A 23,909-nucleotide genomic window follows, 5' to 3' on the forward strand; every position below is an offset into this window, starting at 1 on the left:
CCCTTTTATTCTAGTGGCTGGATTAACAGCAGCATCGATTGATATTGCAGTTTTACCGCTAACCCATTTTGTGACTTGCGCATTTCAACTAAGTTGTACTTGCCTAGTGTTTTCAGTGTTCTCGATACATTACTCACTGCTCGTCCCGTGAGCCTAGCCAGTTCAGTTACCGACTGCGGTTGTTGTTCTGCAATCACTTTTAATAGGTGCTGGTTTTCTTTTGATAGCACATTGGCAACCGATTTAAGTGAGTCAAACCAAATATCGACAGGGTAATCAGGGTCGGGCGTTTGACCTTTAATGCCTATTACGCAACGCGATTGTTTGACGTTTTTCATATTCTGTTTATTTCTCAAAAGCTTAGTAATACGTTACAAAGGTATACAGATAGATAAGCGACACATCTTATCAGCCGTTGATAATCGAGCAAGTTTATTTTCTGGTTTTAATGTCCATATAGGGTAAACGAAAAAGCGTTGCTGGCGACTTTGGTTTGTTACTGTTGTAGCTGAGTGGCTGGGGTCATTCTTTATTTCCTCACTGATCTGTTAAGTGCAGCTAGGAGTTTGCATGACCATTATTAGGAGTTAAACGGACGCAGTAGGCAGATAAATGCCCAGATCGTGCAGCTTTCTGAGGGTATTGCTAACAAACTGCCCCAAAAGCCCAAGAGGTAAGTGGCGTGTTACAACACATGGAGTGTGAGGCAAAGAATGAACGTGAAACTATAACTTCATTATCCAACCAAAAATGAAATAGTGTTTCACTGACTCATTAAACGTTAAACGCCGATTCTTTCATGGCTTGCTCTGCTCGGCTGACCCCTAGCTGCTTAGCAACAGTTTGCCACTGCTTAACCGCCATTAATACTTCATCGTAAATTTGCATGGCTTGGGTTTGCGAAAGTCGGAAGAAGTCTTTCACATCAAAGGCTAGCTGGTAGTCTAAAGCGTTGTCTGCATCGGTAATATTCAGATGCAGGCCATGCTTACCCACTATCGGGTTTAAATCATAAGCGGGTGATAACTTCCAGCCATTCTTTGTTAATAAAAACCCATGGTTACGCAGGTGATCATCCGTGTTGGACACCGCAATATTAAACACGATACGTCGCCATAACTGTGCTAAATCAGCTTCGGTTTGTGCACCAGAATTGGAAATAAATTCAGCAATCTCTAAGTAGCTGGCACCTTGAGATTGTTCACCATCATAGTATTGAAGCTGTGTCATGGCCGATGAAAAATGCAGCCGCTTTTCACCGTCGCGGTCAAACCGTTTGGTTAAAAAGGTATGATGCCCAGAGGAAAACTGCCTAATCTCACTTGGAAACATGTCAACACCTGCCGCCAGCGCCAATTCATAGCAGACCATCTCCCACGCGCCCACGTCATGGGTGTCATTTAGATTGGGAAACTTGGCAATCCACAAGTGGCCTTGTTCGTCTGTCACACAAGCCTTGGGCCTTGCACCGCCTAATGATGAGCCTGGAGAAATCAGCATTTTCAACCAGCGGTAATACTCGTCACTGTCGATGTTATCGTCTTTTTCAAGCTGCATTGCTGCGTGCTCTAGCTCTCGCAAAGAAGCCATTGGCGGCGCAGCAAACTCAGCGTTGTCATCTAAGAACGCAGCCGAGCCTGTTCGCTTAAATCGAATACCACCCATCCGGTAAGCGTCATGTACGCCCAGCAGGTAATCTAGCTCGTTTAATCGACTTGTTGCTCGAATGCCTTTGCGCGCTTCAATGGCCGCACGCCGCTGCATTAAAATACGCCCCCATCTATCAGGCGATGAATCAAGAAATGCACGAAAGTTTTTATTGGCTTCATCGTTGTAGAGTTCACCGGAGTGGAGGGTCAGGATGGGATCAATTTGTAAACGATAGGCTGAAGTTAAAAATGCTTTATCGTAGGCAAAACTAAACACGCCACCTCGGCTTGAATCGCTGTAAGTCAGCTGTCCTATTAGCAAAGGCGCCTCAATTGGCTGCCAGTCGGCATAGACTTCGACGATTTCACGGCTCATCTTGAACCTTCCAGCAATTTTATGTTTTGCAGCTTGATACCCACTTCATCATGAGCGGCCATTTCTGCAAAGTTGCTTTCCATGCCAAGAACGGCCATCACCTTTAAGTAAGTGCCTATGGCAACGCCCGGATCACCTGCGAAGACTTTGTTCACGGTTTTATGGTCAAAACCAGTACGTTCACACAGCAGCTTTTTGGTAAAACCACGTCTTTTCATCGCCAACAGCAAGTCTTCACCAAACTGCGTCAGGATTTTGCGCTGCTTTGGAAACAGCACATTGTGTAAGTCACGCTTAGCCATATCACCAACCAAAGGGACTATATTCCCACTATTTAACCGTTAATGGGAATATAGTCCAACTTTGAATCCCAAGCAACTCCAACAATTTACATATGGGACTATATTCCCACTTTACTAAATATAATTGGATTTATATCCTATTTTTAGGTTTAGTTTGCGCGTTGGCCAAGGCGAAAATGTGAATCCCTGAATGCCAAAGACCATCAAATTACACTTTTATGCGCATAAAAATGTAAAATCCCACACTTTTCTGCGCGTAAAAGTGTGGGATGCAAGGTAGGTACTCATCTGTGTATTTTACTGAACGGGAAAATGTAGCGGTTAGAGGTCTACACAAAGTGACTTCAAAGGTAATAATCTGTAGACCTTGATACTTGATATTCGATACTCTGATTTATCAATATTGGATACCATAGTATCCATATTGAGCTTATTTTTATTAAAATAGACACGATAATGTCCATTTCAGGTTAGGTGAGTTTCCTACTGACTAACCACTATCGCATAGAACCAGTAAAAAAATGGCCAAGCTATGTTGACGGAAATCGTGCCCGATAAAGCCTTTCAACACTGCTATTTTTTACCCCGAACCGCAGTGTGAAAACTGCACTGTTTTTACACACTCAATAGCCAAGAAGTATCACTAACATTCAGTAAAAGCCAAGGGGAGCGGTGAGAAATAAGCACTTTTGAACGGTTTCTTTTCGGTAACTGATTCATTTTTTACTTCATCTCCTCCCTCTTATTTATAAATTAAAGCCAGTACCCGTATAAATTTTCCCCTCAAAATATTGTTCATTTAACTGTGTATGGGTAACACCGAAAAACTACCTCTTTGCTTACGATGTAAAGCGTTTTAATCATTTTTGAAACTTGTGCTGTCAGCGCAAGTTTTTTAACTCATTGATTTTATTAGGCAAGAATATACAGCTTTATGAGTCAAACTCCTTGAGTGAATGGCGCACACTTTTTGATCGAATATGTGAAAGGCATTCATCTTCCGTTCAGGAGCTATCGGCGATCATCATTTCCCTTATTTTTTAAGGGGTTTTTGTGGGGCGCTGATCTTGATCAATCAGCCATATATCAGGTGGGTTAAATAGCGGGCTTAATATTGGACGACATCTCCCTCTCAGCTGAAAAATAGACGGACTTTCAATGTAAACCGGTTAGTCGCACTGATGAGTAATAAGAGTATGAAATATAAAAATTAAAGCGTCTGTTTGATATGACAGGCAATCGTTACTTTCAAATAACTATTAAAAAAGTGCCGAGGATTATTATCGGTACGAAGTTAGAGCTCGTTTTACGGACTAAATATTTAGTTAAATAAGGGACTGTCGTGAATTTCTCAAAGCATTTTTCTATCAATCGACTAGCCAGGTTCGCTGGCGTTCTGTTCATCTCTGTCCTACCTGTACTGCCTTCTCAGGCTGTAGCGGCTTTGGGTGCGTCGGTCACACTAAAAAGTGGTGAGCCGACGGGGATTTATCCAGGTGAAGTAACCATTATTGAAATCACTTTGGCTAACAGTAATGCTGGGGCTCAGGTAAGTAATGTTGAATTTAATACCTCATTGCCTGGTACTTTGCCGAATGGTTTAAAAATCAGTGAGTTGGCGACTTATAGCTGTTATGACCCTTCAGGACCTACAACTCTGGTGGGTAGTGGTGTTTTGACTGCGACTACTGACTCGCAAGCGATCAATTTAAGTGGCGGGGTTATTCCTGCAAGGTCAAATGGTGTTGATGGAACCTGTACCATTTTGGTCCCTGTAACGGCGGGTACATCTTCGGGTAGTAGTGCAACATACGCTTACGAAATTGCTGATGGTGCTGTGACCGGTAATGATGGAGGAGCCGTCGCTAATACGGGTACAGTGAGTCAAAGTATTAATGTTAGCGCGTTAACAAAGCCTTCGATTGTAAAAAGCTTTTCATCATCCAATATCGTTCTCGGTGGTGATCCCGAGACCTTAACCGTTGAGCTACGCAATACTAACCCTGTCGACCTTGAAGGCTTCAGCATTACTGATACCTTCCCAATGTTAGGGGGTAATGCCATCATCAAGGTGGCAGCAGTCCCTAATGCGACGGCCAGTTGCAATAATGGCGGTGCGTCGCCAACATTTAGCCCAAATTCTGGGGATGGCAGTATAACGGTTACAGGTACGATTCCCGCCAAATCTGGTGGCAGTAATGGCCTGTGCACGATCACTGTTGATATAGAAGCTGCTACTACCGATGGCGATTACACAACCGGTGCTCAAACTAATACTATCAACCGTAGTACCGATTTTTCCAATGATATTGGTCTTCCTGCGCAATCTAATGCGACGGCAGATATTACAGTTATTTCCCCGCTTAATGTTAATAAATCATTTGCCCATAGTAGCTTATCTAACAACCAAACAGATTCCTTTACTATTACGCTGACTAACTCGGGAAACACTGATCTTACTGTCAATGAATTCGAGGATTCACCGATCGATGGGGTTGATAACGACAACACCTCCGGGTTAAGAGTTTCTAACCAGTTAACAACTTGTAGTGGCGGCGCAGTTACTGCCATTGATAACGATACAGGTATTAAGCTAACAGGTGGGGTCATCCCTGCGGGTGGATCTTGTTCTATTACGGTGGAGTTTGTGGGCACGGTCGCCAGTGCGGGTGTACCGATCACTTACACAAACCTGATCCCTGAAGGAGCGGTGGATGTTGGTGATCCTGCAATTGTCAGCCGTACCCGTTCAGCTTCAATTTTAGTCGCAGACGATTTACGGGTGTTGAAATCAGCCTCGCCAACAAAAGCGGCTCCGGGAAGTCCTGTTAAATACACCATTACTACGCAGAATTTTACTAATTCAAATATCAATAATGTCACTATTAAGGATTCCTTGCCTGCGGGTATGACGTTCTTGGCGGGGACTATAGGAAGTAACAATTTTACCCCGATATTATCGGGTACCGGTTGTTCTGGACTGACAGTTAATAGTGCTCTTGGGGACACCGACGCTGACTTTGTAATCGGGACACTTCCTACACGTACTGACGAGAATACACCGGGTCAATGTAGTGTGACTTTCTGGGCGATGACCGATAGTGCAGCGGTGGATGGTTCATCGACACAAAATACGCTTGAGGCCGGTGATGTTTGTTATAACGCAGGCGCTAATTGTAATCAGAGTAGTACGAGCTCATCAGGTTCTACTGCGGTTGAAACAACAGTTGCGTCAGCGACAAAACGTTTTGATGGAACTCAAAATCAGACCCTTTCAGAAGGTACAATTACAACACTAACGTTCATAATATCAAATATTTCGGCTAACCCTCTCACGAACGTTTCCTTGTCCGATACTTTCCCTACGGATGGTAGTGGGCAGCTTCAAGTTGCCAGTCCAGCGAATGCTTCTAGTACCTGTGGCCCTGCTACTATCACTGCTACACCAGGTGCAACATCAGTATCTATGAATGGTGCAATCGTTCCTGCCCGAGAAGATACAGGTACAGGCGCATCGGGTAGTTGTAGTTTGAGTGTTGATGTTATTGGCCCAGCCGGTGTTTATCCGAATACAGCACAAGTTGCAGGCACCCAAACCTTTGCTAATGGTGTAACAGATACTCTGGATCCTTTTGATACAGATACGGCAACATTAACCTATTTGAGCGCTTTAAGTGCCAATAAAGAGTTCTCGCCTAGTGCTATTAGTTCTGGTGGAACAAGCACCGTTCGTATTACTTTAAATAATACGAGCGATACTCAGCTCACTAATGCCTCGCTGGTGGATAATTTGCCGAGCGGTATGACGCTTGCAAATCCAGTTAATGCGTACACCACTTGTGCGGGTAGTTCCTCTTTTAGCTCAGCAAACCCAGGCGATTCATCTATCAGTTTTACCGGTGCTAATATCGCTGGTAATGGTTCATGTGATGTTCTTTTTGATGTTGTTGCTACAGGCAGCAGCAATTGGATCAATACGCTCGCTGCAGGCGATATTACCGCCGATGGTGGAATTCGCAATACGACCGCGGTGAATGCAACCTTAACTTTCGTTGCGGCGACTAATATTGCTGTAGCCAAAACCACTAACCCAAGTACATTGGCTTTTCCTGGTCAAGAGAGTCAATTAACGGTCACTTTAACCAATGGTACGGCGGAGACTACGGGTCTAAAGGTGGTTGACTATTTTACTGTAGACGGTCTATCGGGGTCTGCGGCAAACGGTATGGTTGTCGCTACTACACCAGGGTTAACTACTGATTGCCCTAATGGTGTATTGAGTGCAGAAAGTGGTGGAGAATCTGTCGCCATTAGTGGCGTTTCTTTACCCGCCAATGGTAGTTGTACTTTCAGTGTGAATATTACCGCGAAAACGGTGGGTGGTATTACTAATATTATTCCTGTGGGAGCGGTGGTCACGGATCAAGGGCTCACGAATAATGGTGCCGCTACCACTAGTTTAACAACGCAAAGCAATATTGGCGTGACTAAAGAGTTTACTCCTGCCGTCATTGAGCCGGGTGAGCGTAGCCGCTTACGCGTAACTCTTCACAATGCCACGCCTCTCAGTATCAACGAGGTTTCTGTTACTGATACGTTGCCTGCAAACGTTACCGTTCCTGCAAGCCCTAATCCTCAAACAAGCTGTTTGGGGGGCGTGGTGAACTACAGCAGTAATTCGGTTTCGTTGACGAGTGGTAGCCTAGCTGGAACGGTTGGGACAACAGTTTCAACCTGTTATTTGGAAATAGATGTTACTACTAATACAGGTGGAACCTACGTAAACACTATCCCTGCTGGTGCCGTTGTTGCGACGTCAGGGGGCTCATCAGCAACAAACGAAGAACCTGCCTCTGCAGAACTGTTCGCCAAAGAACCTCTAGTTACTCATGTGGCGTTTAAGGACCAGACGTTGGATGCTGGTAACCCCGCTGGGTTTACAACTGATTCAGCTACTACTTTAGCTGGTACGCCAGCGACCATGACTATTTATATCGAGAACCCGAATGATGAAGCGGTTAGCGGTATGAATTTAGTGGATGCCTTACCTAGTGGTGTCACTATAGCGCCAACCCCGAATGCATCGACAACCTGTATCGATGGCGCTGTGAATGCCACCGCTGCTGGTACCAGCGTGCAATTATCGGGAGCCACTTTGGGTGCGACCAGCAGCTGTACAGTTAGTGTTGATGTTATTAGTAACGTATCAGGCAGTTATGTCAATGATATAGATTCTAGTGAAATTACTACGAACGAAGGGGTGAGCAATGAAGAGGGCACAGCAGCAGAGCTTATTATTGCAACGCCACCGGCGGTATTAAAAGAGTTTAACCCTGCTGTTATTCCGAGTGGGGGAGTATCAACACTTACTATTAATTTCACTAACGAAAATAGCAGCGCTATTACGTTAAGCTCCATATTTACGGATGAGTTACCAACTTCTCCAGGGGCGATGCTTGTTGCTACAACACCTAATTTGAGTACTGATTGTACCTTAGCGTCAGTAACGGCGAATGCCGGTGCTAATTCGGTAAGTTACGCCAATGGGGCCAGTATTCCAGCAGGGGGTTGTTCAATTAGTGTTGACGTCACGGCTACTGCTGCAGGTGAGCACGTCAATAATATCCCAGCAGGAGCTTTAGAAACGTCGGCTGGTAGCAATCCGTCACCCACGAACAGCAGTCTGTTTGTTAGTGCGCTAGGTTATATCAGTGGTCGAATTTTTCAGGATAATGATGTCACACCAGACGGCATATATACCGCTACAGATACGCCGTTAGCCGGCGCTGAGGTTTCGCTGATATCAGGTGCTTCCTGTAGCGGTGCCTTGGTGGCGATTGCGGGTGTTAGTAATCCTGCGACAACCGACTCCTCGGGTAATTATCTCTTTGGCTCATTACCTGCTGGCACTTATTCAGTGTGCCAAACAGGGCAGCCAACAGGTACGCAAAATGGTATTGCCAGTGCCGGAGACATTGTTGCCAATAACGGTAGTACTGGTACTGCTGGTTCCGCTGCTAACCCTACTAATATAACGAGCCAGATCACGGGTATCGTACTTAATGATGATGGTGGTTCTGCTGAAGTTAGTGGTGCTACAGGTAATAATTTCGCTGAAGTAGTGCCTTCAACCTTAAGCGGTTATGTGTTTAAGGATGAAAATAATAACGGCATTAAAAATGGCGCGGATACTGGACTGATCGGTGAAACGATCGAGTTGTTGGACAGTGGTGATAATGTTATTGCCAGTACAACTACAGATAGTGAAGGTTTTTATGAGTTTACTGATTTAGCGCCCGGCACATACAGTATTCGGCAACCCAATCAGCCGGATAGTACGGCTAATGGCATCACGACGGCAGGTACGGTAAGTAATGGAGGTACGACCGGATCAGTTTCAGCTATAACGGCAGTGCCAAGCCAGATTAGCACAATCGTTCTGCCGCCGAATACGACAGTTTCAGATAATAACTTTGCTGAAATTCCTGATAGTGGACGTATCTCGGGCAAGGTGTTTGTTGATTACGACAACAATGGTTCACCCAATAGTAGTGATAATGGCATCAATGGCCAAACTATCAACTTGACCGGTACTGATATTAACGGCAACCCCGTTAATGAAACTACCACGACGGATAATGAAGGTAATTTTACTTTTGATGATCTTCCAGCAGGGAGCTACACCCTGACTCAGCCGGATCAGCCAGCAGATACAACGAATGGCATTACTACCGCAGGAAGCGGGGGCGGTACGGCCACTAATACAGCAACCACACCTAGTAGTATTTCGAATGTCACTATTTCTGATACGAGCAAAGTATCGGGGGATAACTATTTTGCGGAGCTACCTTCGGGCGTTGTCGATTTAACAGTGGAGTTAACCCATAGTCCAGCTGATTTGGCTGCGGGTTCATCCAATGATTATTACACCGTCTCCCCATCTAATATTGGTGATGCAGATAGTAATGGCGTAGTGACTGTTGTCACTACTATTCCTGCGGGAATTACTCCTACAGGGACACGATCGAATGGTGATTGGAATTGTTCTATCGCGGGTCAAGAGGTGACTTGTACTAGTAGCACAGAGATCACGTCTGGCGGCAGTGGAGAAGATATTTTTATTGATGTCAGTGTTGGTAGTGGCTTGGAAGGCCAAGTGCTAAATGCTGAATCAGTCGTTAGTGGTGGAAATGAACCGAGTCATTTGCAAGGTAATAATACGGATGTGGACCCTGCCGCGATTAATGCCGGTGCGAGTGTTAGTGGCCATGTTTGGCGTGACGATAACCATGACCGTATTCGTGATGTGGGTGAATCTCATTTCGAAAACTGGAAGGTTTTGTTAAAACGCAATGGTGAAACCGTGGCCACTACAACGACTGGCAGTGATGGCAGTTATAGCTTTACTAATATTTCACCGGGTAGTGGTTATGAAGTTGAATTCCAAGAGCCAAGCACAGGTAATAATTTGGGCCAGCCTGTGCCTAATGAAAGCGGTGCTGTTTTTACCCCAGGTGTTGATGACGATAACGCGAATCCTGCTGGGGCAGATAATACAGGCTTTACTTTAAGTAATATGACCTTGCTTGCAGGTGAGACGGTTGAGGAACAGAGTTTACCTGTAGATCCGAGTGGTGTGGTTTATGACGCGATCAGTCGTCAACCGGTTGAAGGGGCTGTCGTTACGCTTAGCGGCCCTGCCGGTTTTGATGCGGATACTCACCTTATTGGTGGTAGCAGTAATCTGTCGCAAACGACATCCAATCTTGGTCTGTACCAATTCCTGCTCAATGGGGGGGCGCCTGCTGGAACTTATACGCTTTCAGTGACATCACCTAGCGGTTATCTGGCCGGAGAGTCGATCTTTATTCCTGCTTGTACTAATACGCCATCGGTTGGTGCAGCGCCAAATCCTGCATTAGTACAAAACAATAATACAGCACCGGTTTCTAGTGCAGCGGTACATGATGCTAATGCTTGTCCTGCAACATCAGCTGGGTTCGCAGCAGGGGCGAATAGTACACAATACTTTTTCTCTTTTGTTTTAGATCCTGGGTTACCTTCGGGCAACGTGCTGAATAATCATATTCCCTTGGATCCGGTCTTGGGCGGTGCAATCAATATGGTTAAAACTGCCGCGAAAGATGCAGTAAGCCAAGGTGAATTGATTCCATACACTATTCAGGCCATCAATACTTATGCTGTGGGGCTTGAGGATGTTGAGTTAATTGACCAAACCCCGCCCGGTTTCAAGTATGTTGCAGGCTCATCCCGTATTGATGGGGTGGCGTCAGAACCTGTGGTCGAGGGGCGTGCGCTGACGTGGAGCAATATAGATTTTAATGCGGGTGAGTCTCATACAATTACTTTGCTATTAGTACCCGGCACAGGGGTTAGCGATGGTGAATATGTCAACCAGGCCTGGGCTTCTATCGAGAATAATCGGGCCTCAAATGTAGCGACTGCTACCGTACAGTTAGTGCCGGACCCTACGTTCGAGTGTAGCGATATTATTGGCAAAGTGTTTGATGATCAAAATACTAATGGCTATCAAGATAAGGGTGAGCCGGGTCTGCCTGGGGTGCGTGTTGCCACCGTCAATGGCGAGCTTATTACAACGGATAAGCATGGTCGGTATCACATCGCTTGTGCGGCGGTGCCTGATGAATTGAAGGGTAGTAATTTCATTTTAAAATTAGACCCTCAGACCTTGCCTTCAGGGTACCGAGTTACTACCGAGAATCCCCGAGTGATTCGTCTTACTCAAGGTAAGATCAGTAAGCTTAACTTTGGTGCCAGTCTGCATCGAGTTGTGCGGTTAGATATTAATCAGCGCATGTTTGAAGGCGACGAGATCGCAGACAAACATCATGAGAAACTTGACCAATTATTGGAGATTTTACAGCAACAGCCCGCAGTCCTTCGTATAGGTTATCAACGAGGTCAGCAAGAAGATGAAAGTGACGCTTCTGCTCGTGCAAGTCAGGTTAGTAACCACATAAAAACATTGTGGGAAGAATTATGGAAAAGGCTAGATAAACCAGGATATGACCTAAATATCGAGATTGAAATGATCGAGCCTGTACTGTCAGTGGAGGCACAGTCATGAATAAGAAAATATCTCTTTTAAGCTTCGGTTTAAGTGCAATTTGTAGTTCCTCATTGGTGTGGTCGGATAATGATAAAACGGTGTCTGCGGATCGCGGGGCGATGGATGATGATAACCAAGTTTTTATTCATGGTTACGAAAACAATCAAGAGCAGCAGTTAGTTGCTAAAACGTACACACTTTGGGGTGTGGAAGAGCAAACGGCTGAACAGCAGGGACAATCGAAAGATAATGTTCAGGTTGAGTCCAGTAACCTTCGCTTTCATTTTGCGTCGGGACTAGCTCAAGTTAACCCGACGGATCTTGGGCCATTAGAACAATTAGTTTCAACATTACGTGGACAGGATATTGTCCGTATTGAAGTTGTTGGTCATACCGATAGCCAGCGTTTATCGGCAAGGTCGAGACAATACTTCAAGGATAACTATGAGTTGGGTCTGTACCGAGCAAAAGCGGTGGCCGAATTATTGCAGCGACAGCTCGGCTTAACGGATACTCAGATTAGTGCTCAGAGCCAAGGCGATTCAGCTCCCATTGCTACTAATAGAACGGCAGAAGGTATGGCGCAAAACCGTCGAGTGACCTTTACCGTATGGTCACGTCCGGTGCAGGTTATTGAGCCTTTTATTTGTGAACGATCAGGGCAACCAACGTCAGATTTACAGATAAGTATTGATGGTCAGCCGACTGGGGGCGAAGCGGCTCAGGTCGCAGACCAGCAGCGCTGTCAGGATGTTCAATTAGCTGATAATGCGATTCAAATTCAGTATGACAGCCGTAATCTACATAAACGTTTGAACATCAGTACCCAAACAAGGCGTATAGGGCCTTCACAAACCCTCGAGTTTCAAGGTTATAGCAACTATCTTTTTTGGGTGAAGAAAGCAGAAGTTAGAATTTTGGACAAACGAGGGAAACTGGTTGCTACAGTACCCTTAAACCAACAACTGCAGGGCCAGTGGAAAAACACCCTGACTAAAACGAATAAGTTTTATTATCAGTTGAGGGTTTATGACCATCAACAGCGTTATGACGAAACGGAATTGTTACCTATCTGGGTAATGTCAGAACCGACATCGGAAGATGCTCAAAGTGTACAGTTTGCTGGTTATGGTGAAAGTCGTCTGAGGGAGGAAAAAATCCCTGTCAGTGGCGGTATGGTGACGGTAAACGTAAAAGAGTTGGATGAACACTCCTTGTTTGTTTTTGGTTCGCCCGTTCCGGTTGATAATAAAGGTAAAGCGGTTGCTCAGCAGATCTTGCCAAAAGGTTATCATCGCGTTGAGGTGCTTACTGCTAAAGGGGACGAACAGCAGCGTTATTATCGCAACCTTGAATTGAACCAAGATGACTGGTTCATCGTCGGCTTTGCTGATTTAACCTTAGGGCAAAATAAAACCACGGGAGCCGCTGAGTTACTTAACGAAGACAATCCACATTATAAAGATGGTAAAACCTATGTGGATGGTCGTTTGGCCTTTTATGCTAAGGGACCATTAAACGAACGTTACCGATTGACCGCTAGTGCCGATACTGGTGAGGAAGAGTTGAGTCAACTGCTATCTAACTTTGATGAAAAAAATTCTCGCGCTTTATTGCGTCGCTTGGATACCTCTCGTCATTGGCCAACGTTTGGTGATGGATCGTCATTACATGAAGATGCACCGACACAAGGTAAGCTTTATGTAAAAGTGGAAGATGAACGCTCTCATATCCTCTGGGGTAATTTTAAAGAATCTCAAAAAGATACCCAGCTTAGTCAGGTGGATCGTGCGCTCTATGGTGCTCAACTGCACTATAACAGTGAAGCGCAGGTCGCTCATAACGAGAATGCCACTCAAGTTCGTGTGTTTGTAGCTGAACCCGGTACTTTGGCGGCGCGCGAGGATTATCGTGGCACAGGTGGTTCGGTCTATTTCCTTCGACATCAGGACATTACGACCGGGAGTGAACTGGTTAGTCTTGAAATTCGTGATAAAGATTCCGGTGAGGTGTTGTCAAACACTACGCTGACGGAAGGTAATGATTACGATATTGATGCAATTCAAGGTCGTATTTTATTAAGTGAGCCCTTGTCGTCCACAGCGACTAATTCAGGTTTAGTACAAGCGGGGAGCCTTGCGGGAAATCCGGTTTACTTGGTCGTTAATTATGAATATACACCGGGTACTACGGACTTATCCGATATGGCAACTTATGGTCGAGTAAGTCATTGGCTCAACGATAATGTTGAACTTGGTTTGACTGTAAGTAATCAAGACCAGAACGGTGAAAAGCAAGAGCTAAGGGGATTAGACTTCACTTATCGTCAGTCCGATAGCACGCAGTTGAATATTGAAATAGCTAATACTCATGGTAATGGCTTTAGCGAGTTTATTTCAGATGATGGCGGTTTTATTTACGCCGAGAAAATGCAAAGTGGTGGTTCTGCCAATGCGGGTCGTATTGATGGCTCCTTTTCTATGGCAGATCTTACTGGGGATGAAAATGCATCAGGGGAAGGGAGTTTTTATATTGAGTCGCGTGAGGCGGGCTTCTCAGCGCCTGGGCGTTTGACTGATACAGATACACTGAAAACTGGTGCGCGTTATGCTACTGACCTAAATGATGATTCGAAAATCGCATTTGAGTATGACGAAATTAAAACCGATGGGAACAACGATAAACAAGTCGCTGAAATTAGTCATATTGTCAGTCTTGATGAATCTTGGGATATGGGGATTGGTCTCCGACATGACTCGCAATCAGGCAGTAGTGTTGATGAAGGTAGTCGTGACGATATCGCAGTAAAACTTATTCATAGTGACGATCCGGAAACCACTAACTGGGGCTTTATTCAGGGAACGGTTCAGCGAGATCAGGAACGTGGTAAGAACAACCGCATAGGGGTTGGAACCGAACGTCAGCTGACTGAAAAGGCGACGGCAAATGGAGAAATATCTACGGGTAACCAAGGGGTTGGTGCCAAGCTAGGTGTTAACTACCAATGGTCAGATCGTACTAGTCTATACCTCAATTATTCACAAGACTCGGACGATTTGGAGAATGGTAATCGTAGTCGCAACGGGCAGCTTGTTAGTGGTGTTCGCTCTAAGATTACCCATGACACGTCGGTTTACGCAGAAGGTCGATTACAGACAGGTGATCAGCCAGGCTTAATGCAAGCTTACGGTGTCGATTATACGCCGTCGGAAAAGTGGCATTACGGTGTATCGTTAGAGCATGGTAAGTTGAATGAGGAAACTACTAGCGAAATAGAACGTGTGGCAGTAACCGGTAGCCTGAGTTACAAAGGGGATGATCATAGATACGCCGGAGCGTTGGAGTATCGTGAAGATGAAAGCTTGACCGAAGAGCGTACTACTTGGTTAATGCGTAATAACTACTCAACGGATATTAATGATGATTGGAAGGCTATCGCACAGCTAGACCTGTCTTACAGTAATTCAAGTCGAGGAGATGAGTTCGATGGCGAATACATTGAAAGTTCATGGGGTTATGCTTATCGTCCAGTAGATAATGATGAGCTGAATCTGCTATTTAAATATACCTATTTGTATGATCTTGCTGCGCCAGAGCAACTTACGCCTTCTGAAAGTGGAACGGTTGATTATGCACAGCGTAGTCAGGTGTTTGCGGTCGATGCAACCTATGATCTGACTCCTAAATGGACTGTGGGGGGTAAATACGCTTACCGTTTAGGTGAGTTACGTTATAGCCGTGATGACAGTGCTGATTGGTTCTCAAGTGAAGGTGATTTAGTGATAATTCGTAGTGATTTCCATGTCGTTAAAGAGTGGGATATGGCCTTAGAGTGGAGGCGTCGTACGGAGAATGCAGCGGATGACTCCCGTGATGGTTTCTTAGGTGCTATATACCGACATGTGAATGAAAATACCAAAATTGGTGTTGGTTACAATGCGACTGAGTTCACTGATGATCTTACTGACTTGGATTATGACGCCAAAGGTTGGTTTATCAATCTAGTGGGTAAATACTAAGTGATGGCATGCACTCAGAGTTAGTTTTAGGATATGGATAGTCTCTTGCGCGTCGCTTTAGGCGAGCGGGAGTCTATTCTCTCTTGGCTTATCACAGAATAGATTTATCTTCGCCTTAGCTACAGTGCTTAATTAAGTTCTCTACAAAAAAAAACGCATCCATTGGATGCGTTTTTTTACGATAGATGATGCCTACTCTTTAGAAATCATATTTCGTATCAGTATAGATCTGGAACGCTTTTTCCCAAACTTCGCCCACTTCACCGTTGCCTACCGGTTTGCCGTCAAGTTTAGTTACGGGTGCGATCTCTTTAGATGAGCTAGTAATCCATAGCTCGTCTGCATTGCGCACTTCGTCCATTGTCACAACACGCTCTTCTACTTTTAGCGAGCCGTCAGCTCTTAGGCTGTCCAAAATAATACGACGGGTAATACCCGGTAGGATTTGGTTGTCCTGAATCGGTGTGATGACGACGCCATCTTTTACGATAAAGGCGTTGCATGAGCTGCCTTCTGTCAATTCACCGTTGGCGTTGTAGAGTAGGGCTTCATCGTTTCCGGACGAGTAGCCTTCTTGGAAATGAATCACGTTACCTAGCAGCGCAGTCGATTTAATGTGACAACGCTGCCAGCGAAGATCTTCAGTGCTGATCATGCTGTATTGAGTTACTTTAGCGCGATCTACAGGCTCAGGGTCTTTGATTGGGAATGTGAAAGCAAAGACCGTCGGCTCAACATTTTCTGGGTAGGCGTGGTAACGCTTTACGTCGGTTCCGCGTGAGATATGAACATAGACGCCTAGATTAGTTGCTAAGTCGCTGTTGCGTGCAACAAGATCATCCAGAAGAGTTTTCCACTCCTCCGCTGTTTTTGTGCATTTGATCTCAATCGCGGCAAGGCCATTGATCATACGTTCGATGTGGGGCATTAAGCCTACAGATTTCCCAGCATAGTATGGGATAACTTCATAAATGCCGTCGCCGAATAAAAAGCCTCGATCGAGAGGAGAAATTCGTGCTTCTGACAGGGGCTGATATTCGCCATTCAGGTATGAAATGCTCATACTAACGTTCCTTCCACTTATATGCTTATGGGTTTTCTGCTTCTAGTCGTTTACTAAGTATAGCGTTGTATATAAAAGGGCATAGCATTAGTCGGCTTTGTTTAGTCACACATCACTGGAATGTGTTTAGTGAGTCTGTTGATTTTTACGTATCGACAGAACAGCAGGGCCGATCTTTAGGCTGAAGCAGTAGGGTGCGAAGTTTCTAGTAAAAGTTTATTTCTTTCAATACCTCAATAAAAATAAGGAAATATTCTTTTCTGGTTTTAAAATAAAGGTTTTTTATCTGTTTTTTTATTAAATAGCAGTTTATTTAGCTGATCATTAAGGTGCGTGCTGTTGATGATCAATTTTTAAGGCGTTAGCCGGTAATGATTTCACGACTGCTGTCGGCTAATAGTTTAGGCAAAATTCGATCGTCATCTAAACGCCAATGGCAGCTAAAACCTAAATCGGGGGGGCGTTGTCCGATGTCGAGTTTTATAAGTGATCCCTGCGCTAAGGAGTCTTTGATAACAGGCTCAGGAAGTAGAGCAACCCCAATAGCTTGTTGAGCTAAGGATAATAGATTTATTACTGAGCTACAGGTATGAAAAAGCAGTGGGTCGTCCTTGTAAGGTGCAAATAGCTGCTGCATATATTCCCATGGGCGAGTATTGCGGGGAAAGCTAAGAATTGAGTAGCGAGTAAGGTCGGCGATAGTGGTTATTTTATCAATATTTGGGTGATTGGGTGAGGCAACCCAGTGCTGTGGATAACTGCATAAGGGTTCGCTTACCAGTTTTGGGTGGGGAGTAAGGTTGGAGACGGTTAGTGCTAAGTCGAGCTGATACTCTTCTAGTTGCTTAGTTAGTGTTGTAGTGACATCACTAATAAGCTCAAACGATATAAGTGGATATTGCTTTTGCCAGTGCTTAAGTAAGTCAGATAGCCACAGGTACGAGAGGGTATCGGTAATGCCGATCCGTAATGTACCTCGTTGAGGGTTCTCTTCGCTGACCTGCTCCTTCATCTCTTGGCTGATAGCGAGAATCTTTTCTGCATAAGGAAGTAGTTGTACACCGCGTGGAGAGAGGTGAGTGCCCCGTTGATCGCGGATAAAAAGTTGTACGCCTAATTCATCTTCGAGTGAATTGATTCGAGCAGAGATTGTGGGCTGAGTCGCATGGAGTTGTTGAGCAGCAGCATGAAAACTACCGAGTCTTGCGACTTTAACAAAAGTATTTAGGTTTCTTAGACGCATCGAGCGCATCTCATTAACGGGAAACTATCCACTATAACGAAGTACGTTCAGCCAATCTAGGGTAATAAAAAACCACGTGTAAGTGGTTTTTTATTAAATGGCGCGAGATGGCAGGGGATTTTTAGTTATACCCGATTAACCTGCGGAGCTCGGCAATAATGCTGTCTCCTTCGGAAACGGGTAAACCATCTTCGGTTAGCTCGTTTTCACGGGTGACGCCATCGACACTACCTAGTTTTGATAGGTATTTCAGAATCTCGATAGGTTTAATATCATTAAGTAGGTCTTTGTCGTTCCAGAGGCTTAGAAACGTGATAATTCCGTATGCGCCCCAGTTAGAGACGTCGGCAATAAGCAGTTCATCTACTTTTGTGGCGGATGCCATAATATCGAGCTCTTTCAGGGCTTCTTGAATATTGCCCATGCCGATCTCGTTACCGCCATCGCCAATGCCTATTGTTGGGCATTTTGCATTACGGACGAAGGTATCAAAGCAGGCTGTGCGATCGCTGATGCTTTCACCGCGCATATTGTAGTATTCGCCATCTTCCGCCTGTCCCGGACGTTCAATTGATAATACTGCGTCAGGGTTGTAGTTATATAAAGCTTTGAAAGCTTCTAGCGTACGCTCTTGATGCTCACCGACACTGATCTCGTGTATACGGTAATTGTCCATTAGTGCTTGGGATACGGGAGGGCCACAAACAATAACGGGGGTAGCACCTAAGGCTTCTAATGCTTGGTAAAGGGCGATCGCTCCTACAGGACCATCGGTTTCGAAGGTATCAACAACCGGAAAGCCTGTGCCAATCAATACATGGCCTTTACATTTGTTGAGTGTGCGAGCGGCACGCAGATAGTAGCCGCTGGCCAGTGCTGGCTGTATTGTTTTCATTCCACGTAGATTACGCGCAACTAATAGATCTTCAATTTGTTTGCTTAATACTGCTTCGTTGATCGAGTTGTTCTGCATAGGTTTTGTTTCCAAAATTATGTTGACCCGCAGCTAGGCTGCGAACGCGTATTCGTCTCTTAACGTACTACTTGCCTATGTTTTCGGGTGTTGTTCGTTCAAATTTTACGTGGGCAAGGCAGTGTAAGTTATGGGCTTCATCAATACTGATCTCTTCAAATGAGACGGTAGAGCCTGGTAATTGCTGCGCTAAGCGGGCGGTATCAAGGGAGATCATTGAGCCTATTTTGGGGTAACCGCCAATAGTCTGGCGATCATTAAGCAGTACTATTGGCTGGCCATCGGCTGGAATTTGAATAGCGCCATGGCAGATCCCTTCCGATAAAATACCATCCATTGATGCTTTTATTTCCGGGCCTGAAAGGCGATAGCCCATACGGTCTGCCCGATTAGTTACTTCATATTCGCTGCTAAAAAACATACTTTTATCAAGATCGCTGAAGGCTTGTTCTTGATAGCCAGTAATAACACGTAGGCTTATATTATCGGTGTAATTTGGGCGATGATGCTCAGCTAAGCGAAATGCTTGACCTTGAGTGTCAGGTTCGCAGCGTAGATAATCACCCTGCTGTAGTTTTCCGCCATTCAGCCCGCCAATGCCTTCGCGGGAGACGGTCGAGCTACTGGAAAAACTGTGTTCTACGTTAAAGCCATTAGTGACAGCTAAATAGGCTCTAGCCCCTTGAGTAGAAAAGCCAAGCTCGATGCGGTCTCCTTGGTGTATGTGATGGGCATGCCAACGGTCTTGTTCCACCCCGTTGATCTTCAGCGGCATTTCAGCGCCAGTAACGACTAAATGGGTGTCGACTTCTGATTCTAGTACGAGCCCGCCGATACTGACTTCAAGTAGGGTGCTATTTAATGCATTTCCCAATAGACGATTAGCCCATTTGAAGGCTTGTGCATCTAAAGGGCCGCCGGTTGTTAGCCCAATACGGTGGTGGCCAAAACGCCCCGCATCTTGAATAAGTGTAAGGAGGCCGGGCTGAAGTACTTTAAAACCACTCATAGTTGGCCTCCTAACGCGATAAACTGTTCACGGTTAATAGGTTCAAATTTAACTCTATCACCCACTTGGACAGGCATTGTCGGTTCGGCTTTGGGGTCAAACATAGGCGTTGGACAAAGGCCGATTAAATTCCATCCACCCGGTGACACCGCCGGGTAGACAGCAGTTTGCTGATCGGCGATAGCAACAGCACCTTTTGGTACTTTCTGGCGAGGTGTAGATAGACGTGGTGCAGCAATACGTGGATCAACTTCTCCTAGATAAGCAAATCCTGGTGCAAAACCTATAGCATAAACTCGGTATTCCATATCGCTGTGGATCTTTATAACCTCTTCGATACTGAGTTGAGTCCGTGTTGCTAATGCCTCTAAGTCGGGGCCTGATTCTGTGCTGTAGTACGCCGGTAAGGTCACTATTTTTCCAGATATAGCGCTGCTTTCTTCTAGCTGGTCAAGGAGTTTGCGTAATTTGCTACGCACTTCTAAATGATCACACTTGAGCATATCGTAGATCACTAAGAGTGATGCGTAGGATGGCACCATATCAATCAGCTGCTCGGCCAGTTCCTTTTCTAAGATGGTAACGGCTTGCTGCACTTTGGCCGAGGTTGCGGGGTCTGTCTGTTCACCAAAATAGATGATCAGGGCATTTTCACCAGCAATTTCAATTCTCATGATCTAATTAGCTCGCGGATCTGTTGGATCGCATTAATGCCATCCATATTGTCACCGTGGACGCAGAGTGTATCGGCTCGAAGCTTAAGTCGGTTTCCGCTGACAGTAGTGACTGTACTTGTCTCTTTTAGCTGTTTTACTTGCTCGAGCATTTTTTCTTTATTGTGGACTGCACCTTCGCGGCTGCGTGCGAGTAATTTGCCATCGTCGTCATAACAGCGGTCGGCAAAGATCTCAAACCAGAGTTTGATGTCTATAGCATCGGCTTCCTGTTGATGCTGTTCTGCCTCAGGAGTGCTTTGTAACATTAATATCAGCGGCTGGTGGTAATCTGCAATGGTTTGCATAACAATCTCACGAACCGATTTATCAGCCATCATATCGTTATACATTGCACCGTGGGGTTTAACGTATTCCAAGGTTAAGCCTACGGATTTAGCCATCCCATCCATCGCCGATATCTGATAGGTCAGCATAGCTTTTAATTCAGCGCTGCTGGCTTTAATACTGCGACGACCAAAACCGACTAAATCGGGGTAGCCAGGATGAGCCCCAACAGTGACTTTATTTTGTTTAGCTAATTCCAATGTTTTTTGCATTACTAACGGATCACCTGCGTGAAATCCGCAGGCTATATTTGCTTGATCAATATGAGGCATGACCGCTTCATCTAAGCCCATCTTCCAAGAGCCAAAGCTTTCACCCAGATCACAATTTAAGCGTAATGACATAGACCGCTCCTTATTAAAGAATAGCTAAACGAGAATTGGGTAGATCAGTAATGATCATATGACCGGGGCTGTGTGTAATACAGAAGGGCGGTTTTGCTTGCTCTATAGCGACCTGAGGTGTCACTCCGCAGGCCCAGAAAACAGGCAGTTCGTCCTCTTTAATTGTGACAGCATCGCCAAAATCTGGTTGGTTGATATCAGTGATACCAATCTGAGATGGATCACCTAAATGGAGTGGCGCACCGTGAACAGAGGGGAAACGGGTACAAATTTGGACTGCGCGAATCGCATCGGCAGCTTTCATTGGGCGCATGCTAACGACGGTTGATCCACTGAAGCGTCCCGCAGGTCGGCATTCAATATTGGTTCGATACATAGGCACATTGACGCCTTCTGTAATGTTTCTGATCTCTAGCCCGTCGGCTATCAGCGCTTCCTCAAAAGAAAAGGAGCAACCTAGCACAAAAGTAACAAGATCATCGCGCCAAACCTCTGATACATCATTAAGTTCTTGTGTGAGTTGGCCATTTTCATAGATACGATATTTAGGTACATCGCGGCGAATATCTAAATCTTCACCTAGATCTGGCAGCATAAAGTCACCGGGCTTGTTAGACATGCCAACAATAGGACAAGGTTTAGGATTTAGTTGGCAAAATCTTAAAAAATCATTAGCCCAGTCTTGCGGCATAATGGCCAAGTTACCCTGTACGAAACCTTGAGCTAGACCAGAGGTATTTGCATTATGTTCACCGTGACGAATCATCTGGCGAATCTGTAAAGGCGTTTTATCTGATGTCATATCTAACCCTATATATGGTGAGCTGGAATCTATAGTTTTCAGTTATCTATCCGCGGAAGTTTGCAGCGATGAACCCCTTATTAAGCGGATCGGTAGTGCGAGATTAAGGATAGATTCTTATTGCGTTCTTATCCATTGTTCGGCGGCGGCTTGGGTATGAGCAAAAAATACAATACGTGATTGGCTGCTGAGCTTGCCGTTTACGCCTATAGAGCGGCGCTGTACCCACCAACTGTTTTCATCCGCTTTCATTATTTCATCAACATGGCGGATATCCAGAAACTGATCCAGTGGTATTGTGCTATTTTTCTTATCACTCATTTTGCTTAGGCCTTTTCCTTTTAACGCAGACTTAATAGTCATCATGGCTGAAAGGAGAGTAAGCGTCTAATCAATAATTGATCCTAGCTGTGATAGAAAAAATTTATCAAGTGGCATTTGTTATTAGAGCGAATAAGGGGATGTACTAAATTGAGGGATTGTTGCCGTGAACACAGGATAGAGCGCTTTTATGATTTTTGGGCGATCTATCTGTGTTCGGCTGTGTTCAACGGTCTTTATTACAGGGTTGATTCTGTTTTTTGAGCGTTTTGCTTAGCTTGGGCTACCTGCTGATTTTGCGCGGTTTCTATTCTTGCTAAATAATCTTTTAGCTGGCGCTGGAAGGCCTCTTTTTTCTTACCTTGAAGTGAAACTGCAATAGGTATTTTTGCGGTCATCGCATTAACTGGGCGGCCATTTACATGTAGTTCAAAGTGTAGGTGCGCGCCTGTTGAACGGCCGGTGTTACCTGATTTCGCAATGCGTTCTCCACGTTTAACTCTTTGCCCTTTCACTACATAAGATTTACTTAAATGTAAGTAGCGTGTTTTATAACTTTGCCCATGTTGGATCTCAATATAGAGTCCAGCGTATTTATGGCGAACTACGCGAGATACGATACCATCGCCAATACTTACAACGGGAGAGCCTACGCCCATCGCGAAATCAGTACCATTATGAGGTCTAATTAAGCCTGTAATCGGGTGGCGTCGTTTGGGGTTGAAACTAGAGGAAAGGCGGTATTTTCCATTGAATGGGTAACGTTGGAATGCTTTCTCAAGGTTACGTCCTTTCTCATCGTAGTAGTTATCTTCAAACAGGAAGGCATTGATCTCATGGCGACGATTTTTAATACGAATCGCCTCAATTTTATTATCGCCCGTCGCTTCATTGTCTACATATTGGCGTGAGAGTAGTACTTCAAATTTATCTCCGCGCTGGATGTCGCGGCGGAAATCAACACGCTGTTTGAGTAGCTCGGTGATGGTTTGCGCTTCCCATTGGCTTAGACCCGCTTGTTTGCCTGAGCCCGTGAAGCTATAAAGAATTTCGCCGCTTATCAGTTGCTGTTTCCAATCGCCTTCAAGCTGGACTTCATTAAATTCAAAGCCGTCGCCTTCTTTACGTTGATAGACTACTTTGTGAGCAAGGCTAAATTGTAATTCTAAACGTTGTAGCAGCTGGTCCTGCTTTTCAAAGACTAAGGTATGGCCAGGTTTTAAATTATCTAAGGCTAAGACGTTAAGGTCGGCCTCTAAAAGCTGATACATGGTTTTTTGCGGCAGCTGTAGGCGCTCAAAAATACTACTTAAGGTATCGCCTTTTCGCACAATATACTGATAGCTATTACGCAGACCGGCCGCAGGCACCAATAAGGTTTCGTTTTCGGGCACTGAGTCAAAAGCCCAAGGTGCTTTTAATTGGCGGATACTTAGTGTGGGTGTTTCGAATAGAGGCGCATCAGTATCTATCAGATGATCTAGTGATAACGGGGTGCTAACCGAGCTATTCGAAGAGGGAAGAAGGAGTGCTATTAGTAACAGTACAGCTAAAAATGCCAGCGCTTTACGGTGGATCTTAGGCAGTGCTGTAACAAAATTTGCTGAGGATGAGATCCAGCGCATTAATTTACCATCATACTAAAAATTAGAATTA

Annotated in this window: 14 protein-coding genes; 2 read left to right on the forward strand and 12 right to left on the reverse strand. The window is 45.0% G+C overall.

What is annotated here, in order from left to right:
- Positions 1–5: 5 nt before the first annotated feature.
- The 3 genes from Q4486_RS11925 to Q4486_RS11935 all read right to left on the reverse strand — a co-directional run bounded on the left by Q4486_RS11925 (position 6) and on the right by Q4486_RS11935 (position 2,327).
- On the reverse strand, positions 6–338 hold the full coding sequence (locus Q4486_RS11925; protein ID WP_303519572.1) for a MarR family transcriptional regulator: 333 nt from the start codon (positions 336–338) through the stop codon (positions 6–8).
- A 436-nt stretch (positions 339–774) separates the two neighbouring features.
- A complete protein-coding gene (locus Q4486_RS11930; protein WP_303519573.1) occupies positions 775–2,025 on the reverse strand; it encodes a type II toxin-antitoxin system HipA family toxin in 1,251 nt (416 codons plus the stop codon).
- Positions 2,022–2,327: a helix-turn-helix domain-containing protein gene (locus Q4486_RS11935; RefSeq protein ID WP_071178140.1), complete on the reverse strand. Its 306-nt coding sequence runs from the start codon at positions 2,325–2,327 to the stop codon at positions 2,022–2,024. Before Q4486_RS11935 ends, Q4486_RS11930 begins: the two co-directional genes overlap by 4 nt.
- A 1,342-nt stretch (positions 2,328–3,669) precedes the next feature.
- Here Q4486_RS11935 and Q4486_RS11940 point away from each other — a divergent pair.
- A complete protein-coding gene (locus Q4486_RS11940; RefSeq protein WP_303519575.1) occupies positions 3,670–11,436 on the forward strand; it encodes an SdrD B-like domain-containing protein in 7,767 nt (2,588 codons plus the stop codon).
- Positions 11,433–15,437, forward strand: coding sequence for an OmpA family protein (locus Q4486_RS11945; RefSeq protein WP_303519576.1), 4,005 nt, complete (start codon positions 11,433–11,435; stop codon positions 15,435–15,437). Before Q4486_RS11940 ends, Q4486_RS11945 begins: the two co-directional genes overlap by 4 nt.
- A 199-nt stretch (positions 15,438–15,636) precedes the next feature.
- Here the strand turns inward: Q4486_RS11945 and Q4486_RS11950 are convergent, their stop codons facing one another.
- From Q4486_RS11950 to Q4486_RS11990, 9 genes are all read right to left on the reverse strand, one after another.
- Entirely contained in the window at positions 15,637–16,500 is an 864-nt protein-coding gene (locus tag Q4486_RS11950) for an aminotransferase class IV (RefSeq protein WP_303519577.1), read from the reverse strand.
- A 361-nt stretch (positions 16,501–16,861) separates the two neighbouring features.
- Positions 16,862–17,743, reverse strand: a complete 882-nt coding sequence (locus Q4486_RS11955) for a LysR family transcriptional regulator (RefSeq protein WP_303418223.1) — start codon at positions 17,741–17,743, stop codon at positions 16,862–16,864.
- 121 nt (positions 17,744–17,864) lie between these two features.
- Positions 17,865–18,716, reverse strand: coding sequence for a DUF4392 domain-containing protein (locus tag Q4486_RS11960; protein WP_303418221.1), 852 nt, complete (start codon positions 18,714–18,716; stop codon positions 17,865–17,867).
- A 67-nt stretch (positions 18,717–18,783) separates the two neighbouring features.
- Positions 18,784–19,725 carry a biotin-dependent carboxyltransferase family protein gene (locus Q4486_RS11965; RefSeq protein WP_303519579.1) on the reverse strand — a complete coding sequence of 314 codons (942 nt, stop codon included), beginning with the start codon at positions 19,723–19,725 and terminating at the stop codon, positions 18,784–18,786.
- On the reverse strand, positions 19,722–20,399 hold the full coding sequence (gene pxpB / locus Q4486_RS11970; RefSeq protein ID WP_303519581.1) for a 5-oxoprolinase subunit PxpB: 678 nt from the start codon (positions 20,397–20,399) through the stop codon (positions 19,722–19,724). The genes Q4486_RS11965 and pxpB overlap by 4 nt, the downstream gene beginning before the upstream one ends.
- The gene (locus Q4486_RS11975; protein ID WP_303418216.1) at positions 20,396–21,130 is read right to left on the reverse strand and encodes a 5-oxoprolinase subunit PxpA; all 735 of its coding nucleotides are present in this window, start codon (positions 21,128–21,130) and stop codon (positions 20,396–20,398) included. The genes pxpB and Q4486_RS11975 overlap by 4 nt, the downstream gene beginning before the upstream one ends.
- Before the next feature lie 13 nt (positions 21,131–21,143).
- Entirely contained in the window at positions 21,144–21,932 is a 789-nt protein-coding gene (locus Q4486_RS11980) for a putative hydro-lyase (RefSeq protein WP_067863122.1), read from the reverse strand.
- A gap of 117 nt (positions 21,933–22,049) precedes the next feature.
- Complete coding sequence (locus Q4486_RS11985; protein ID WP_303418213.1) at positions 22,050–22,253, reverse strand: hypothetical protein; 204 nt, start codon at positions 22,251–22,253, stop codon at positions 22,050–22,052.
- 239 nt (positions 22,254–22,492) lie between these two features.
- Positions 22,493–23,878, reverse strand: coding sequence for a peptidoglycan DD-metalloendopeptidase family protein (locus Q4486_RS11990; RefSeq protein WP_303519582.1), 1,386 nt, complete (start codon positions 23,876–23,878; stop codon positions 22,493–22,495).
- Positions 23,879–23,909: the final 31 nt, after the last annotated feature.

It is taken from the genome of Neptuniibacter sp. 2_MG-2023 (assembly GCF_030547495.1).
In the GTDB taxonomy this organism is placed as follows: Bacteria; Pseudomonadota; Gammaproteobacteria; order Pseudomonadales; family Balneatricaceae; genus Neptuniibacter.